The organism is Paraburkholderia strydomiana (genome assembly GCF_046030495.1).
GTDB lineage: Bacteria > Pseudomonadota > Gammaproteobacteria > Burkholderiales > Burkholderiaceae > Paraburkholderia > Paraburkholderia strydomiana_A.
Map to the genome: position 1 here is coordinate 1 of NZ_JAQQCJ010000012.1, position 17,050 is coordinate 17,050.

19 protein-coding genes are annotated in these 17,050 nt (G+C 63.4%); 11 read left to right on the forward strand and 8 right to left on the reverse strand.

What is annotated here, in order from left to right; genetic code table 11:
* Both PQQ53_RS17145 and PQQ53_RS17150 read left to right on the forward strand, forming a co-directional pair.
* On the forward strand, positions 1 to 331 hold a 331-nt coding region (locus tag PQQ53_RS17145), incomplete at its 5' end, for an electron transfer flavoprotein subunit alpha/FixB family protein (protein ID WP_408325021.1).
* A 108-nt stretch (positions 332 to 439) separates the two neighbouring features.
* Complete coding sequence (locus tag PQQ53_RS17150; protein WP_408325023.1) at positions 440 to 2,230, forward strand: acyl-CoA dehydrogenase; 1,791 nt, start codon at positions 440 to 442, stop codon at positions 2,228 to 2,230.
* Positions 2,231 to 2,387: 157 nt separating this feature from the next.
* Here the strand turns inward: PQQ53_RS17150 and PQQ53_RS17155 are convergent, their stop codons facing one another.
* Entirely contained in the window at positions 2,388 to 3,674 is a 1,287-nt protein-coding gene (locus PQQ53_RS17155) for a D-amino acid dehydrogenase (protein WP_408146984.1), read from the reverse strand.
* Positions 3,675 to 3,843: 169 nt separating this feature from the next.
* On the opposite strand from PQQ53_RS17155, the gene PQQ53_RS17160 reads away from it, so the two are divergent.
* Both PQQ53_RS17160 and PQQ53_RS17165 read left to right on the forward strand, forming a co-directional pair.
* A complete protein-coding gene (locus PQQ53_RS17160; RefSeq protein ID WP_408146986.1) occupies positions 3,844 to 4,332 on the forward strand; it encodes an Lrp/AsnC ligand binding domain-containing protein in 489 nt (162 codons plus the stop codon).
* A gap of 99 nt (positions 4,333 to 4,431) precedes the next feature.
* Positions 4,432 to 5,580, forward strand: coding sequence for a PA0069 family radical SAM protein (locus PQQ53_RS17165; RefSeq protein WP_408146988.1), 1,149 nt, complete (start codon positions 4,432 to 4,434; stop codon positions 5,578 to 5,580).
* 14 nt (positions 5,581 to 5,594) lie between these two features.
* On the opposite strand, the gene PQQ53_RS17170 is transcribed toward PQQ53_RS17165, so the two are convergent.
* Positions 5,595 to 6,062, reverse strand: a complete 468-nt coding sequence (locus PQQ53_RS17170) for an NINE protein (RefSeq protein ID WP_121315366.1) — start codon at positions 6,060 to 6,062, stop codon at positions 5,595 to 5,597.
* 260 nt (positions 6,063 to 6,322) lie between these two features.
* Positions 6,323 to 7,507 carry a PQQ-dependent sugar dehydrogenase gene (locus tag PQQ53_RS17175; RefSeq protein ID WP_408325025.1) on the reverse strand — a complete coding sequence of 395 codons (1,185 nt, stop codon included), beginning with the start codon at positions 7,505 to 7,507 and terminating at the stop codon, positions 6,323 to 6,325.
* Between the two features lie 172 nt (positions 7,508 to 7,679).
* Between PQQ53_RS17175 and rpsP the strand changes: the two genes are divergently transcribed.
* The 6 genes from rpsP (at position 7,680) to PQQ53_RS17205 (ending at position 12,017) form a co-directional block, all read left to right on the forward strand.
* Positions 7,680 to 7,934, forward strand: coding sequence for a 30S ribosomal protein S16 (gene rpsP / locus PQQ53_RS17180; protein WP_013090118.1), 255 nt, complete (start codon positions 7,680 to 7,682; stop codon positions 7,932 to 7,934).
* 120 nt (positions 7,935 to 8,054) lie between these two features.
* Positions 8,055 to 8,789, forward strand: a complete 735-nt coding sequence (rimM, locus tag PQQ53_RS17185; RefSeq protein WP_408325027.1) for a ribosome maturation factor RimM — start codon at positions 8,055 to 8,057, stop codon at positions 8,787 to 8,789.
* Positions 8,790 to 8,814: 25 nt separating this feature from the next.
* A complete protein-coding gene (gene trmD / locus PQQ53_RS17190; RefSeq protein WP_408325029.1) occupies positions 8,815 to 9,582 on the forward strand; it encodes a tRNA (guanosine(37)-N1)-methyltransferase TrmD in 768 nt (255 codons plus the stop codon).
* A 146-nt stretch (positions 9,583 to 9,728) separates the two neighbouring features.
* Complete coding sequence (gene rplS, locus PQQ53_RS17195) at positions 9,729 to 10,115, forward strand: 50S ribosomal protein L19 (protein WP_408146998.1); 387 nt, start codon at positions 9,729 to 9,731, stop codon at positions 10,113 to 10,115.
* Positions 10,116 to 10,207: 92 nt separating this feature from the next.
* Positions 10,208 to 10,927 (forward strand): NUDIX hydrolase, encoded by a 720-nt coding sequence (locus tag PQQ53_RS17200; protein ID WP_408147000.1) that lies wholly within the window; start codon positions 10,208 to 10,210, stop codon positions 10,925 to 10,927.
* A 151-nt stretch (positions 10,928 to 11,078) separates the two neighbouring features.
* On the forward strand, positions 11,079 to 12,017 hold the full coding sequence (locus PQQ53_RS17205; RefSeq protein WP_408147002.1) for a CobD/CbiB family protein: 939 nt from the start codon (positions 11,079 to 11,081) through the stop codon (positions 12,015 to 12,017).
* Between the two features lie 134 nt (positions 12,018 to 12,151).
* Here PQQ53_RS17205 and PQQ53_RS17210 read toward each other — a convergent pair whose 3' ends face one another.
* Genes PQQ53_RS17210 through PQQ53_RS17220 form a run of 3 tightly spaced genes read right to left on the reverse strand, consistent with a single transcriptional unit; the run spans position 12,152 to position 14,680 of the window.
* Complete coding sequence (locus tag PQQ53_RS17210; RefSeq protein ID WP_408155197.1) at positions 12,152 to 12,472, reverse strand: putative signal transducing protein; 321 nt, start codon at positions 12,470 to 12,472, stop codon at positions 12,152 to 12,154.
* A gap of 1 nt (position 12,473) precedes the next feature.
* Entirely contained in the window at positions 12,474 to 13,424 is a 951-nt protein-coding gene (gene rsgA / locus PQQ53_RS17215) for a ribosome small subunit-dependent GTPase A (protein ID WP_408155195.1), read from the reverse strand.
* Positions 13,421 to 14,680: a M48 family metallopeptidase gene (locus tag PQQ53_RS17220; RefSeq protein WP_408147008.1), complete on the reverse strand. Its 1,260-nt coding sequence runs from the start codon at positions 14,678 to 14,680 to the stop codon at positions 13,421 to 13,423. The genes rsgA and PQQ53_RS17220 overlap by 4 nt, the downstream gene beginning before the upstream one ends.
* Before the next feature lie 201 nt (positions 14,681 to 14,881).
* Here PQQ53_RS17220 and orn point away from each other — a divergent pair, with 201 nt between their 5' ends.
* Positions 14,882 to 15,493 carry an oligoribonuclease gene (gene orn / locus PQQ53_RS17225; RefSeq protein WP_408325031.1) on the forward strand — a complete coding sequence of 204 codons (612 nt, stop codon included), beginning with the start codon at positions 14,882 to 14,884 and terminating at the stop codon, positions 15,491 to 15,493.
* 25 nt (positions 15,494 to 15,518) lie between these two features.
* On the opposite strand, the gene mog is transcribed toward orn, so the two are convergent.
* Together mog and yjgA are read right to left on the reverse strand one after the other, a co-directional pair.
* Positions 15,519 to 16,172, reverse strand: coding sequence for a molybdopterin adenylyltransferase (gene mog, locus PQQ53_RS17230; RefSeq protein WP_408325032.1), 654 nt, complete (start codon positions 16,170 to 16,172; stop codon positions 15,519 to 15,521).
* Entirely contained in the window at positions 16,153 to 16,764 is a 612-nt protein-coding gene (yjgA, locus tag PQQ53_RS17235) for a ribosome biogenesis factor YjgA (protein ID WP_408147014.1), read from the reverse strand. Before yjgA ends, mog begins: the two co-directional genes overlap by 20 nt.
* Positions 16,765 to 17,050: the final 286 nt, after the last annotated feature.

Consider the following 17,050-nt stretch of genomic DNA (forward strand, 5'->3'; position numbering starts at 1 on the left):
TGGTTTGGGCAATGGCGAGAACTATACGAAAGTTCTGGAGCCGCTGGCCGACAAGCTGAACGCGGCGCTGGGCGCCTCTCGCGCGGCAGTCGATGCGGGCTTCGTGCCGAACGACTATCAGGTCGGCCAGACCGGCAAGATCGTTGCGCCGCAACTGTACGTGGCCGTCGGCATCTCGGGTGCGATCCAGCATCTGGCCGGCATGAAAGACTCGAAGGTGATCGTCGCGATCAACAAGGACCCGGAAGCGCCGATTTTCAGCGTCGCCGATTATGGTCTGGTGGGCGATCTGTTTACCCTCGTGCCGGAACTGGTTAGCGAGCTCGGCTAATCGCCGCAGCGCCACAGCGCCGGGTACAAGGCGTCTGGGCGCACACGAAGGGCGCGGGACCGATCAAGTCCGGCGCCCTTTTTTTATCTAGACAGGAGGAGAACCAGAATGAGCTACACGGCGCCCATCAAGGACATGCTGTTCGTGATGAAAGAACTGGCCGGTCTCGAAAGCATCGCGACACTGCCGGGTTTCGAGGACGCGAACCTCGACACGGCTCAGGCCGTGCTCGACGAGTCGGCGAAACTGTGCGGTGAAGTGCTGGCGCCGCTGAACGTCGAGGGCGATCGCAACCCGAGCAGCTGGAAGGCTGGCGTCGTCACTGCGACGCCGGGTTTCAGGGAAGCCTTCCGCCAGTTCGCCGAAGGCGGCTGGCAAGGCGTGCCGCACCCGCTCGACTATGAAGGCCAAGGTTTGCCGAAGCTGATCGCCACGCCCTGCGTCGAGATGCTCAACGCGTCGAACCTGTCTTTCGCGCTGTGTCCGCTGCTGACCGACGGCGCGATCGAAGCGCTGCTCACCGCCGGCACCGAAGCGCAAAAGCAAACCTATGTGCCGAAGCTGATTTCCGGTGAATGGACTGGCACGATGAACCTGACCGAGCCGCAGGCCGGCTCCGATCTCGCGCTGGTGCGCACGCGCGCCGAGCCGCAGGGCGACGGCTCGTTCAAGCTGTTCGGCACGAAGATCTTCATCACATGGGGCGAGCACGATATGGCGAAGAACATCGCCCATCTCGTGCTGGCGCGCACGCCGGATGCGCCCGAAGGCGTGAAGGGCATTTCGCTGTTCATCGTGCCGAAGTTTCTCGTCAATGAAGACGGGTCGCTCGGCGAGCGCAACGACGTGCATTGCGTGTCGATCGAGCACAAGCTCGGTATCAAGGCGAGCCCGACCGCGGTGCTGCAGTTCGGCGACCACGGCGGTGCGATCGGTCATCTGATCGGCGAAGAAAATCGCGGCCTCGAATACATGTTCATCATGATGAACGCAGCGCGTTTCGCGGTGGGCATGCAGGGCGTCGGCATTTCGGATCGCGCGTATCAGAAGGCCGTCGCGTACGCGAAGGATCGCGTGCAAAGCCGCCCGGTGGATGGCTCCGCGAAACAGTCGGTCGCGATCATTCAGCACCCGGACGTGCGCCGCATGCTCGCGACGATGCGCGGCCTCACCGAAGCGTCGCGCGCGCTGGCTTACGTTGCCGCCGCGCATTGCGACATCGCGCATCTTCATCCGGACGACGCGACGCGCGCCGCGCATCAGGCGCTCTACGAATTCCTCGTGCCGATCGTGAAGGGCTGGAGCACTGAACTGTCGATCGACGTGACGAGCCTCGGCGTGCAGGTGCATGGCGGCATGGGCTTCATCGAAGAAACCGGCGCCGCGCAGTACTACCGCGACGCGCGCATTCTGCCGATCTACGAAGGCACGACCGCGATCCAGGCCAATGATCTGATCGGCCGCAAGACCGTGCGTGACGGCGGCAAGGTGGCGAAGTCGCTGCTCGCGGACATCGCCGCAACGGTTGATGCGCTCGGCACTAAGCAGGACCCGGCGTTCGACTCGATGAAGCGGTATCTGGCGCAGGGCCATCGTTCGCTGAGTGCGGCGGTCGACTTCGTGCTGGCGAATACGAAGAGCGATCCGAATGCGGTGTTCGCCGGCAGCGTGCCTTATCTCAAACTCGCGGGCATCGTGCTGGGCGGCTGGCAGATGGCGCGCGCGCTGCTCGTGGCGGCCGACAAACGCGAAGAAGATCCGGCGTTCTATGGCGCGAAGATCGCGACCGCGCAGTTCTATGCGGAGCACGTGCTGCCGCAGGCAGCGGCGCTCGAAACGTCGATTGTCAGTGCGAAGGGTGGGGAGAGCGTGCTGGCTTTGTCGGACGATCAGTTCTGACGCGACACGCCTGGCCGGATGCGCCGGCCTGGAAAAGCAAACGGCGCCTTATAAGGCGCCGTTTGCTTTTATTGCAGCGGTGCGCGCGCGATGATCGATCGGCGCGACTGGCGACTGCTTGCCGAGCGTCAAGCGACGAGGCGCCTGACGTTCGGCTTCAGGCATAGGCCGGCCGATGCGCGCCGCCGGTCTCGCCGAGATAGCGGTGTACCGACAGGTCGTCCGCCTTGATGGCGGGCTGTTTGCCCGACATCACGTCGGCCAGCAACTGGCCCGAGCCGCACGACATCGTCCAGCCCAGTGTGCCGTGACCCGTGTTCAGGAACAGGTTCGCCACCGGCGTGCGACCGACGATCGGCGTGCCGTCCGGCGTCATCGGACGCAATCCGGTCCAGAACGTGGCCTTCGACGTATCGCCGCCGCCCGGGAACAGGTCGTTCACGCACAGTTCCAGCGTGGCGCGGCGCGCCTCGCGCAATGACTTGTCGAAGCCGACGATCTCCGCCATCCCGCCGACGCGAATCCGGTTGTCGAAACGCGTGATCGCGATCTTGTAGGTCTCGTCGAGCACGGTGGACACCGGCGCGGCCGCTTCGTCGACGATCGGCGCGGTGATCGAATAGCCCTTGAGCGGGTAGACCGGAATCTTCAAGAGACCGGTGAGGAATCGGGTCGAATACGAACCCAGCGCGACCACGAACGAATCCGCGCGCACCAGTTCGCCGCCGCATTGCACGCCGGCGACCCGGTCGCCGGCCATCGCGAGCGCGTCGATCGGCGTGTTGTAGCGGAATTGGACGCCCAGTTGCTCGGCCAGCGCGGCGAGGCGCGTGGTGAACATCTGGCAGTCGCCGGTTTCGTCGCCCGGCAGGCGCAGGCCGCCGGTCAGCTTGTGCGAGACCGCGGCGAGCGCCGGCTCGGCTTGCGCGAGCTCGGCCGCCGACAGCAGTTCATACGGCACGTTGGCGTCCTGCAGCACGGCGATGTCTTTCGCGGCGCCGTCGAATTGCTGCTGCGTGCGGAACACCTGCAGCGTGCCGCCGGTGCGGCCTTCGTACTGGATGCCGGTATCGGCGCGCAGTGCCTGCAGGCAGTCGCGGCTGTATTCGGCGAGGCGGACCATGCGGCCCTTGTTCACCGCATAGCGCGCCGATGTGCAGTTCTGCAGCATTTGCCACATCCATTGCAACTGGAATTGCGTGCCGTCGAGCCGGATCGCGAGCGGTGCGTGCTTCTGGAACATCCACTTGACGGCCTTCAGCGGCACGCCAGGCGCCGCCCACGGCGACGCGTAGCCGGGCGAGATCTGCCCCGCATTGGCAAAACTGGTTTCGAGCGCCGGGCCGGCCTCGCGGTCGATCACGGTCACTTCATGACCCGCGCGCGCCAGGTAATACGCGGTCGTCACCCCGACGACGCCACTGCCCAAAACGACGACTCGCATAGCTGCTCCTGGATACTTGCAAAGAGGGTGGGAGGGCGTGCGCTCGTCGATTCGTTCGGTTTCATTCGATTCACGAGGTATAACGCTGATCGCCCAGTGTTAACCGCTATACTATTAACAGTCAGGCAGGTTTTGTTATTGTATTTTCAGAATTTTCAGCAAAAACATCATGCGTACACAGCGCCAGCCGGTCCGAGCCCTCGACAAACTCGATCACAAGATCCTGCGGCTGCTGCAGCAGGATGGCCGGATGGCCATGAAGGACCTGTCCGAGCAGGTCGGGCTATCGGTGACGCCGTGCATCGAGCGGGTCAAACGGATGGAGCGCGACGGCGTGATCACCGGCTACCACGCGCGTGTGAATCCCGCCGAACTGGGCGCGGCGCTGCTGGTGTTCGTCGAGATCACGCTCGATCACAAGAGCGGCAACATGTTCGACCAGTTCCGACGCGAAGTGCAGAAGATTCCCGAGGTGCTGGAGTGCCATCTCGTGTCGGGCGACTTCGATTATCTGATCAAGGCGCGCATCGGCGAAATGGCCGACTACCGCAAGCTGCTTGGGGACATCCTGCTGCAATTGCCGGGCGCGGTGCAGTCGAAGAGCTATATGGTGATGGAAGAGATCAAGGAAACGCTGACGATCGCGGTAGGAGATTAGCCGGGCACCTTGTCACGACAGTGGGCTCGACAAACGGCGTAAATACTGTATATTTATACAGGTATTGTGCGCCGTTTTCTGTTTTGCGTGACCTTGGCCGTGGCTAACTCCGATACCCCTTCCGCTCGAGAATTTCCGATCGCACCGCCCGCGCCTCGCAAGGGGCGCGGGGCGGTGACGAACCTGCAAGGCCGTTATGAAGTCGACCAGCGCGAAGCGGTGGACGACGGCTGGCAGCCGGCCGGGGGCGAAGAAGGCGATGAGCCCAAAGTCTTGCGCACGCAGGTCTTCGAGGAACGCGCCAAATCCATTCTCACGCGCAACGTGTCGCCGGATATTCCGTTCGGCGTGTCGCTCAATCCGTATCGCGGTTGCGAACACGGCTGTATTTATTGCTTCGCGCGGCCTACGCATAGTTATCTGGGGCTGTCGCCGGGTCTCGACTTCGAAAGCCGGATCTACGCGAAGATCAATGCGCCCGAGTTGCTCGAACGGGAACTGTCGAAGAAGTCCTATGTTCCCGAGCCAATTGCACTGGGCGTCAACACGGATGCGTGGCAGCCCGCCGAGCGTGACTTGCGCCTGACGCGCCGAGTGGTCGAGGTGCTCAGCGAACGCCATCAGCCGTTCGCGGCCATCACCAAATCGTCGCTGATCGAGCGCGATATCGATCTGCTCGCACCCATGGCCGCGCGCGGGCAATTCATGGCGGCCATCACCATCACGACGCTCGACGCGGAAATCGCGCGCACGCTTGAACCGCGCGCGGCGACGCCGTCGCGCAGGCTGCGCACGATCCGTACGCTGAGCGAGGCGGGCATTCCGGTTGGCGTCAGCATTGCGCCGGTGATCCCGTTCGTCACCGAGCCGGACATGGAGCGCGTGCTGGAGGCTTGCGCCGAGGCCGGTGCGAGCAACGCGAGCTACATCGTGCTGCGTCTGCCGTGGGAAGTGGCGCCGCTGTTCAAGGACTGGCTCGCTGCGCATTTTCCCGACCGCGCAGATCGCGTGATGAGCCGTGTGCGCGATATGCGCGGCGGCAAGGACTATGACTCTTCCTTTGCCGCGCGAATGAAGGGGGAGGGCTTATGGGCGGATCTGCTCAAGCAGCGATTTCACAACGCCGTGCGCCGTTTGGGCTTGAACCGGCGCGACCGCGGCATTCTCGACATGTCGCACTTTCGCCGCATCGAGCCGGCGCGGGCCGAAGAGCCGGTGCGCGACAATCCGCAACTGAGGCTCTTTTAGCGCGGCGCGCCCAGTCATTGCGAGATCGCTTTCGCCGCTTCCACCTGACTTTCGAAGTAAGTCTGGAACGAAATGGCGAGGCCGGTCATCAGCAGGAACGCGCCGATCAGCAGCGAAAAGATCACGATGAACACCACGGTCCAGCCTGAGCGGCTCTTGCGTTGCGTCTGCGCGTTGAACTGCGCGTCCCATTTTTCGTCCGGACGCAGACCGTAGACGATCGCGGCGAGAAATGCGGCCAGTAGCGAAACAGCACCGAGAAACGCCAGCACCCAGCCGAGGATCGAAGCCCGTTCGCTCGCCACCAGCAGCATGACGCCAGGAATGCCGATCAGCGTGCCGAGCAGATGAGCCCAGCCGAAAATGTCACGTTTGCCGTACAGGTAGAAGCGGTGGGCGCCGAGGCTGCCCAGCAGGAACGCCAGCGCGGCGGTAATCGTCTTGGATCTGAAGCGCGGGGAAGTCGAAACAAGGGTGGACATGTAGGCGTGGGCAGAGTGACAGGCGGTCAAAAGGACCGGCGCGCCGTTGGGCGCGGACCGACGCGCATTCTACGCCCGCCGCGGCCCGAAGGTCATGTGGCGGGCAGGTGGATGGCTATAAGGGATCGCGGTGTGAATGGCGCGCGTTTTCGGGCAGCGGGACGCTTTTTGTGGGGGGCAGCGCGGGGCTGACTTTTCGCGGGAGATGGGAGCGAGTGCCTTCCGCGCGAGGGGGAGCCTTCGCAGCGGGCGCCGCCGGGCTACGGCGCCGAGTACGTCACGCGATAGATCGCGCCTGCGTAGTCGTCGCTGATTAGCAGGGAACCGTCGGGCAACAGCAAGACATCGGCGGGACGGCCCCAGACGGCTTCGCCGGGCTGCAGCCAGCCTTCGGCAAAGACTTCCTGCCGCGCGTTGCTGCCGTCCGGATCGGCGATCACCCGCACAACGCGGTAACCGGCCTTCTTGCTGCGATTCCATGAACCATGCTCGGCAATGAATACATTGTTTCGGTACGCGGGCGGAAACATCGAGCCGGTGTAAAAGCGCATGCCGAGCGCGGCCACGTGTGCGCCCAGTTTGGCCACTGGCGGTGTAAATGCGCTGCAGGGATGGCCCTTGCCGAATTCCGGGTCGGGCGTGTCGCCGCCATGGCAATACGGGAAGCCGAAATCCATGCCGGCGCGCGGCGCACGGTTGAGCTTGTCGTCGGGCACGTCGTCGCCTAGCAGGTCGCGACCGTTGTCGGTGAACCACAGTTCGTGGGTCATCGGATGCCACGCGAACCCGACCGAATTGCGCACTCCGCGCGCCATGACTTCATAGTGGCTCCCGTCCGGATTCATACGGCCGATCATCGCGAAGCGGTCGCGGTCTTTCTGGCAGACGTTGCAGGGCGCGCCTTGCGGCACGTACAGCTTGCCGTCCGGGCCGAAGGCGATGAACTTCCAGCCATGATGTATTTCGCTGGGCAGCGTGTCGATCACGACGGCGGGCTTGGGCGGATCGTTCAGATGCGCGTCGATCGCATCGAAACGCAAAATCTTCGACACCGCCGACACGTAGAGCGCGCCGTCGTGCCACGCGATGCCCGCCGGCGATTCGAGGCCGGAAGCGATAACGTGGCGGCCTGTCACCCGGCCGTTTTGCAACTGGAGCGCATAGACGCGCCCGTCGAGGCTGCCTATATAGAGAATGCCCTTCGGCGAGAGCGCCATCGCGCGCGCGCTCGGCACGTCGTCCGACAGAACCTCGATATGGAAGCCCGGTGGTAATTTGATACGCTCGACCGTCAGCGCAGCGGTCGCCGACAGCATCTGGCCGGCAAGCAGCCCAGCCACCGCATAGCGCAGAACCCGGCTTCGCAACGTGCGTGGGAGACCGGCAAACCACACGACTACGAGAAAAAAAGCGGTCAAAAACGCTGTCGGCGGCAGGAGTTTCACGGGCTCTCCGTTAGGTAATTCGGGCGTTTGGGCGCGATTCGAGGATCCCGTCCGGATGGTCGATGCAACCCCGTCGCTCAGTTTGTCCCGGTAAGTGTTTGTTATGGCGTCGGTTTCCCGCTATAATCGCGTGTTTCAGTCGTTCCGAACCCCGGTTTTCAAGGATTCTAGTATGGTCATCATCCGCTTGGCTCGTGGCGGCTCCAAGAAGCGCCCGTTCTACAACATCGTCGCAACCGATTCGCGTAGCCGTCGTGACGGCCGCTTCATCGAGCGCGTTGGTTTCTACAACCCGGTCGCTACGAAGGGTGAATCCCTGCGTATCGCTCAGGATCGCCTGACGTACTGGCAAGGCGTTGGCGCGCAACTGTCGCCGACCGTCGAGCGTCTCGTGAAGGAAGCGCAAAAGGCGCAGCCGGCTGCTTAATGGGAGCTTGCATGCGTATCGTCGTCGGTTCGGCCGGCGGCTCGCGCAGCTTGCGTGAGCAGTCCGATGCGCGAGTTGGTTTACTGAAGCAGACGTCGAAGCTGGCAGCGAGGTGTTCTTATGTCTGAGCGTGATTCCGGCAGTTTAGGGCGCGTGAAGGCAAAAGCGACAGCTGCGCGCGCGAAGACGTCTGATCAGGCGCCGTTCGGTGCATTCGTCCGCAAACCGGTCGAACGAGCCGAAGGCAAGGCGCAAGCCAATGTTGCAAAAGCTGGCTCCGCTGCGGCAGAAATGCGCGCGGAAACAGTGGAAAGCTGGCCGGCCGATGCGGTCGAGGTCGGCGCAATCGTCGACGCTTACGGCCTCAAAGGCTGGGTCAAGGTAGCCGCGCATGCGGATGCCGGGCACGGCGGCGACGCGTTGCTGAGCGCGAAGCGCTGGTGGCTGTTGAAAGGCCATGAGCGCAAGTCGGCGCCGTCATTGCAGGCGAAAACGCATAGCGACAGTGTGGTTGCCCATCTGGGCGGCGTCACTGACCGCGACGTGGCGCTGGCACTGCGCGGCTCGCGCGTCTATATCAGCCGCAGTGAATTTCCGGCCCTCGACGCCGACGAATTCTACTGGGTCGACCTGCTCGGCCTGGATGTGGTGAACGTTGCCGGAGTCAATCTCGGCAAGGTTGCAGACATGATCGACAACGGTGCGCATTCGGTGATGCGTATCGAATACCCGGCTACCGACAAAAACGGCAAGCCGGTCGCAGGCGAGCGTTTGATCCCGTTCGTCGGCGTCTTTGTCAAAACGGTGGACCAGGCGGCGAAGCAGATCATCGTCGACTGGGAAGCCGATTACTAAAATCATTCGCTGAATGGAGAGAGCGATGCAGTTCGATGTCGTGACGCTCTTTCCAGAAATGTTCCGTGCGCTGACCGACTGGGGTATCACCAGCCGTGCCGCGAAGCAGGAGCGCTATGGGTTGCGTACGTGGAATCCGCGTGATTTCACCACCGACAACTACCGCACAATCGACGATCGTCCGTACGGCGGCGGCCCTGGCATGGTGATGCTGGCGAAGCCGCTGGAAGAAGCGATCCGCGCCGCGAAAGCGGCGCAGGCGGAGCAGGGCATCGGCGCATCGCGCGTCGTGATGATGTCGCCGCAAGGCGCCACATTGAATCACGACCGTGTCATGCGGTTCGCCGCCGAGCCCGGTCTGATCCTGTTGTGCGGGCGTTATGAAGCGATTGATCAGCGTTTGCTCGACCGTGTCGTCGACGAGGAAGTCAGTCTTGGCGACTTCGTGCTGTCGGGTGGCGAATTGCCCGCGATGGCGTTGATGGACGCGGTTGTGCGCCAGTTGCCCGGCGTGCTGAACGACTCGCAATCCGCGGTGCAGGACAGCTTCGTCGACGTGCTGCTGGATTGTCCGCACTACACGCGTCCCGAGGAATACGACGGTGTGCGTGTGCCCGATGTGCTGCTCGGCGGCCATCATGCGGAAATCGAAACGTGGCGGCGGCGTGAAGCGCTGCGCAATACGTTGAACAAGCGGCCCGATCTGATCGTGAAGGCCAGAAAGAACAAGATGTTGAGCCGTGCCGACGAGGCATGGCTTGCAAGTCTCGCAAAGGAAGAGTCGAAGGCGTAAAGCCGGCGGTCTTTCGAGCGGACACCAGGCGGCGCCGCACATGCGTGTACGGCGCCAGATGTGAACCCATCCTCTATCGGGGCCGTAGCCGAGCAGTTTCTGCGAGGCAGGTACGAACGCCGACAAGATGGATCTAGGAGTCAGTGATGAATCTGATTGCAAAACTCGAGCAGGAAGAAATCGCGCGCGTCCTCGGCGAGAAGGCCATCCCCGAATTCGCCCCCGGCGATACGGTGATCGTCAGCGTGAACGTGGTTGAAGGTACGCGTAAGCGTGTTCAGGCTTACGAAGGCGTCGTGATCGCCAAGCGTAACCGTGGTCTGAATTCGTCGTTCATCGTCCGTAAGATTTCGTCGGGCGAAGGCGTCGAGCGTACGTTCCAGACGTACTCGCCGCTGCTGGCAAGCATCGTCGTGAAGCGTCGCGGCGATGTGCGTCGTGCGAAGCTGTATTACCTGCGCGACCGTTCGGGCAAGTCGGCTCGAATCAAGGAAAAGCTGGTCTCGAAAGACCGCGCTGCTTCCCAGGCGTAAATGCTGTAAGAAAAAGCACCCCTTGTGGGTGCTTTTTTGTTTGCCAGGTCAAAATAGCGGCATGTCCCCTATCCGCTCATTCGAGAGACCCGTTGACCCGCCCCGTCTTTGAGCCTGAAACGCTGCCCGTCGAAGCAACCGGTGCCCATCTGCCGCCGGTGGCCGCCGAGCGCCTCACCCCTGATGGCCTGCGCACCCGCTTCGAGCAGCATCTCGACTGGACGCCTGAGCCCAGAATCGAAACGCCATGGCGCAATGCTCAGGGCGATCCGCGCGTGGCCGCGGTACTGGTGCCGCTGGTGGTCCGCAATCATGGACTGACCGTGCTGCTCACGCAGCGCGCCGACCATCTGAACGATCACGCCGGACAGGTGAGTTTTCCTGGCGGCCGTCAGGAACCCTTCGATGCCGATGCCACTGCGACTGCACTGCGCGAAGCGCAGGAAGAAGTGGGCCTCGAGCCGTCGCGAGTGGAAATTCTCGGCGCATTGCCCGACTATCTGACAGGCACCGGCTTTTGCGTGACGCCGGTGATCAGTCTCGTGCATCCGCCGTTTGCATTGGAAATGGATACGCTCGAAGTGGCCGAAGTCTTCGAAGTGCCGCTCGCGTTTCTGATGGACCCGGCGAATCACGAAGTGCGCGTGTTCCGTTATGAGGACGGCGAGCGGCGCTTTTTCACGATGCCGTATCCGCGCAGCAAATCAACGGAGCCGAGCGGGCAGGGCGGCGGCGAAGTCGGCGGCCATCATTTCATCTGGGGCGCGACGGCGGCGATGCTGCGCAACCTGTATCGCTTCCTCGCCGCATGAGTCACTGTGTGGGTCGTTGCGCGAGTTACCACACAAATTGCGCGTGACTGTGCACTTGCCGGGTGTTTGTCAGTGTCGGTGCTCAGTCGAATCCGACCCTGTGCTATCGTTATAAAACAATCGTAAAAACTTAAAAAGCACGGCGCATCGCATGACTTTTTTCTCCGTATTGCTGGCTCTGATCATTGAACAGGTACGCGCGCTGTCACCGAACAATCCGGTGTCTGCGCTGCTTCAATACCATGCGGAGTCGGCGGCGCACGGATTCGATGCCGGCAAGCCCAGGCATGGCCTGCTCGCATGGCTCGTGGTGGTGGTGCCCTGGACGCTGGTCGTCGCGCTCGTCTACTACGTGCTGTATCACATCCATTTCGCACTGGCGTTCCTGTGGAACGTCGCGGTGCTGTACTTCACGCTCGGCTTCCGCCAGTTCAGCCATTACTTCACCGACATCCACCTCGCGTTGAACAACGACGACGTGCCGCGCGCGCGCGAAATCCTGAACGAATGGACCGGGCTCGAAACGGTCGACATGCCGGTCAGCGAAATCGTCCGTCATACGCTGATTCATGCGGTGGTCGCTTCGCACCGCCACGTGTTCGGCGTGTTCTTCTGGTTCCTGATTCCGGTTGGGCCGGCGGGCGCGGTGCTGTACCGGATTGCCGAATATCTCGCGCGAGCATGGGCGCGCCCGGGCGACGAACGCACCGCCGCGTTTTCGAGTTTCGCGCACCGCGCCTTCTTCGTGATCGACTGGGTGCCGGCGCGCTTGACGTCGCTGGGCTTTGCGATCGTCGGCAATTTCGAGGACGCGATTTATGCGTGGCGCAATCATGCGCGTCAGTGGCCCGATGCGAACGACGGCGTGTTGCTGGCCGCGGGAAGCGGGGCGCTGGGCGCGCGTCTGAGCGGGCCGCTGGCCGAACCGTCGAGCCTCGACGCGCTCGCCACAGGCGATGGCGGCCCAATGCAGGTCGGCGACGACTGCACGCCGCGCACGTTGCAATCGGCGGTGGGTCTGGTGTGGCGCGCGGTCGTGCTGTGGATGATTCTGCTCCTGATGCTGACCATCGCTGTGTGGCTGGCTTGAGGCGAGCATGGCGGCAGGTCAAACATAGCGCAATAAAAAAACCGGGCACCGCCCGGTTTTTTTATTGCCTTCGACCCACGCGCAAGCCGTCTTAACCAACCTAACCGACGTTTCGCACGCAAAGCCCGCACCCCTCACCCATCCAGCGGATCACGCGCAGTCCCGCATTGCCAGCACACCGTGAACTGCGCTTCGAGCATTTCGCCGCACTGACGGCAGCGCCAGCCAGGCGAGTCCGCCGCCGGTCCATGCGAAGCCGCGTCGATCAAACGCCGGGCCATGGCCTCGTCGCGTTCATCGACGAGCCATAATTCAGGCGCGCACTGATCTGCCGGAATATCGCCGAGCGCACCGTTCAGATAGCGGTTGTGCAACTCGCACGCGATGCCCGCGGTCTCCAGCACGTTGACCCAATGCTGTCCGGTGATCAGATTCGGCGCGCGCATCAGCTTCATGTCAGCGCACGATCTGGCTGGCTTCGTGCACGAGTTGCGCATACAGCGCATGCCGCTCGCGGCGGATTCGGCCATCGGCGACCGCTTCGAGAATCGCGCAGCCCGGCTCGTGCAAGTGATGGCAGTTGTAAAAGCGGCAGTTCGGCAACAGCGGCCGGAACTCCGGAAACGCGCGCTCCAGCCGGCCTTCGGTCAGATGATGCAGGCCGAATTCCTGGAATCCCGGCGAGTCGATCAGCGCACCGCCCGTGTTGCTGTCGCCCACGTTCGGCAGCGGATAAAGCCGCGTAAAGGTCGTGGTGTGGCGCCCGCTATTCAATGCGGTCGAAATCTCGCGCGTGGCGACTTCGGCATCGGGAATCAGCAGGTTCACGAGCGTCGACTTGCCCATGCCGGACTGGCCGAGCAGCAGTGTCGAATGGCCGTGCAGATGTTCGACCAGGGCCACGCGAGCGGCCTCGGGCTGCATCTTGATCGACACCTCGACGACCGTGTAGCCCAGCGCGCGATATGACTCGAGGCGCTTGCGCGCGCCTTCCAGCGCGCCGGTCACGTCGATCTTGTTGAGCACGATCAACGGCTTTAACTCGTTCGCTTCGGCAGCGACCAACGCGCGGCCGAGCAGGTCCTCGCTGAAATGCGGCTCGGTGGCGAGCACGATCAGCAATTGATCCAGATTGGCCGCGAACAACTTCGACTTGTACTGATCCGACCGATACAGCAGATTGCGCCGTTCGCCGATCTCGACGATCACGCCTTGATCCGCGGAGGTCGGCTCGTAAATCACGCGATCGCCGACCGCCACCTCGCTGCGCTTGCCGCGCGGAAAGCATTGGAGCATCGGCCCGCCGTCTTCGGGCGCGACCAGATAGTGGCGGCCATGCGCGGCCACCACGAGGCCGCCTACGCGCGTGCTGGCCGACGCGCGCGGCGTTTTCGGGGCGCGGCTCATGCGTGCCGCAACAGTCGGTCAATCCGCTGCGACGCCGGCGGATGCGAGTAGTAGAACGCGGTGTAGAGCGGATCGGGCGTCAGCGTCGACGCGTTGTCCTCGTACAGCTTGACGAGCGCGTTGACGAGGTCTTGCGCGTCGGTCTGCGTCGCGGCGAACGCGTCGGCTTCGAACTCGTGCTTGCGCGAGCTGAGGCTGCCGAGCGGCGTGACGAAGAACAGGAACACCGGCAGCGCGAGGAAGAACAGCACCAGCGCGAGACCGCTATTGCCGCCGATCAGCGACGGCCGCACGCCCAGCCCTTCGTAGAACCACACGCATTGCGAGAGCCAGCCGAGCAAGGCGAGCATCACGAGGCTGATCGCGAAGGTGACGAGCATCCGCTTGATCACATGACGGCGCTTGAAGTGGCCGAGTTCGTGCGCGAGCACGGCCTCGATCTCGCTGCCCGACAGACGCGCGAGCAGCGTGTCGAAGAACACGATCCGCTTGGCCGCGCCGAAGCCGGTGAAGTACGCGTTGCCGTGCGCCGACCGGCGGCTGCCGTCCATCACGAAGAGACCCTTGGCGGCGAAGCCGCAACGCTTCATCAGCGCTTCGATACGGCTTTTCAGCGCTTCGTCCTTGAGCGGCTCGAACTTGTTGAAGAGCGGCGCAATGAACGACGGATACAGCACCAGCACGAGCATCTGGAACGCCACCCACACGATCCACGTCCACAGCCACCACAAACTGCCGGCCTGGTTCATCAGCCACAGCACGACGAACAGCAGCGGCAGACCGAACGCCGCGCCGAGCAGCGTGCCCTTGATGCGGTCGAGGAAGAAAATGCGCTTGCTCATCCGGTTGAAACCGAAGCGTTGTTCGATCACGAATTGCCGGTAGTAATCGAACGGCAGGTCGACCACGCTGGTGATCGCGATCACGACGGCGACGAGAGCGATCTGGCCGAGGTAGCCACGCCCGAGCCAGTCGGAGATCGCCAGATCGAGCGCCTGCACGCCGCCCAGCAGCGTGAGGCCGATCAGCACGGCCGCGCTGACGACGACTTCGATCATGGTGAGGCGGGTGCGCTCGACGGTGTAGTCGGCGGCGCGCTGGTGCGCGCTCAACTGGATGGTGCCGGCGAACTGGCTGGGCACCTGCTCGCGATGGCCGGCGACGAAGCGGATCTGCCGCGACGCGAGCCATAGTTTGGTGCCGACCATCGCCACGACGGCGATGACGAACAGAACGGTGAAGTACAGGGTAGGCATCCGGGGATTCCGTGGTATCTATGCGAGAATTATATGTTTGTTCCCGCCTCCTGGCGGGAGATACGCTTAAACCGGCCTTGAACCGATTCCAACCGCTTCAGACCGGCTCGAGCCAACGCTCATACCAATCTCAAACGAACCATCGCCGCGGCAGGCAGGCTTTCCACGAAGCCGCCGGCCGGGCCATCAGGGTTGCTCTCAATGACTGACATCCTCGCATCCACCGAACAGCCGCCGCTCGTACGCAGCGACATGAATCTCGTCTGGCTGGACATGGAAATGACCGGGCTCGAGCCCGACTCCGACCGCATCATCGAAATCGCGGTGGTGGTGACGAATTCGACACTCGACAGGATGGTCGAAGGTCCGGCGCTGGCGATTCACCAGAGCGACGAGACGCTCGCCAAAATGGATCAGTGGAATCAGAACACGCATGGCCGTTCGGGCCTGATCGACCGCGTGAAGGCTTCCACGGTCAGCGAAGCCGACGCCACCGAACAGATTCGCGAATTCCTCGCGCAGTACGTGCCGCCCGGCAAATCGCCGATGTGCGGCAACTCGATCTGCCAGGACCGCCGCTTCATGGCGCGCTGGATGCCGGACCTGGAGCGCTTCTTCCATTACCGCAATCTCGACGTCAGCACGCTGAAGGAACTGTGCCGCCGCTGGCAGCCCGCCATCTACAAGGGTTTCCAGAAGCGCGCGATGCACACGGCACTGGCCGACATCCACGAGTCGATCGACGAACTGAAGTACTACCGCGAGCACTTCCTGATCCCGTCGGCGCCGGACGCGACCACCGCCGCGGAATGAGCGCTCGACGCTCGCGTCTTTAGCGTCAAGCCGGCCGGGGCGCGCGCACCGCGTTCTTCGGCCGGAACGCCTTCACCACGTCGGCGTTGGTTTCCACATACGGCCCGCCGATCAGGTCGATGCAATACGGCACCGCCGCGAAAATGCCCGGCACCTTCACCGCACCGCGGGTTCCGCCCGCGTCCGCATCGCGCAAACCTTCCAGCGTTTCCTTGATCGACTTCGGCTGACCCGGCAGGTTGATGATCAGCGCCGCATGCTCCGCCGTTTCGCGGATCACCGCCACCTGGCGCGACAGGATCGCGGTCGGCACGAAATTCAGGCTGATCTGCCGCATCTGCTCGCCGAAACCCCGCATGTCCTTCGTCGCGACCGCGAGCGTCGCCTCTGGCGTTACGTCGCGCCGCGACGGGCCGGTGCCGCCGGTGGTCAGCACCAGGTCGCAGCCCACTTCGTCGACCAGTTCGATGAGCGTGGCGGAGATGGTGGGCGCGTCATCCTGGATCAGACGGGTGACGACTTGCCACGGCGAGCTCAGGGCCGTGCCGAGCCATTCCTGCAACGCCGGAATGCCTTTGTCCTCGTAGACACCGGTCGACGCGCGGTCGCTGATCGACACGAGGCCGATCACGATTTCGTCGGGGTGCCGGCGCGCGGGTTTATTCGTCGCGGTCGTCATCGTCGTCTTCCGGGGCGTCGTCGGCATCGGAATCGCTTTGCGCGGACGGACCGTCCGCGTTCTTGATCCACTGGAACAGCTCGCGGAAATAGCGCGGCGGCTTGCTTTGCTGCGCTTCCTTGCGGGCGTTGCGGATCAGCGTGCGGCCCTGCTGCGGATCGGCGTTCGGGTGCTGGCGGATGAACTCGGTCAGCGCGGCGTCGTCGGCGAGCAGTTTCTCGCGCGTGCGCTCGATCCAGTGGAGCTTGGCGGTTTCCGCCTTGTTGACGCCGTTGTAGGTGTCGAGCGCGGTGCGCAGCGCGGCGGTTTCCTCGTCGAGCAGCGAGCGCATCACGCGGCCGACGTATTGCACCTGGCGGCGCTTGCCTTCGTGGTCGGTGATGCGGCGTGCTTCGCGCACGGCGTCGTCGAGCTTTTCGGGCATCGGCATGCGTTTAAGCGCGTCTTTGGGCAGCGCGATCAGCGCCGAGCCCAGTTCCTGCAGCTCGTGCATCTCGCGCTTGAGCTGGGACTTGCTGGGACGGTCGTAACCGTTCTCGTCGACTTCCGGCGCAGCGGATTCGATGGGTTGAATGCGGGTTTTGCGTGTCATACCGATATTGTAGCGTGCCGCGCCCGCCGAACCCGCGCCGGGGCTGTGGATACGCCCTCGCGGCAGGCGAAGCCGCAGCCCGAAGCAGGTGGCAGGCAAGTCACGACCGACCTGCGCAAATCCCTTGGCCGCCCCCTCACTCGCCCTTGGTCAGCATGCGTTCCAACCCGCGAACCAGTCGCCGCGCAAGCAGATGAATACGAGCCCCCGCGAATGCCAGGTACGGCGGCGCGTACCTTGCTATGATCGCGGGATGCGTCAACCATCACGCACGCCACCGCGCATC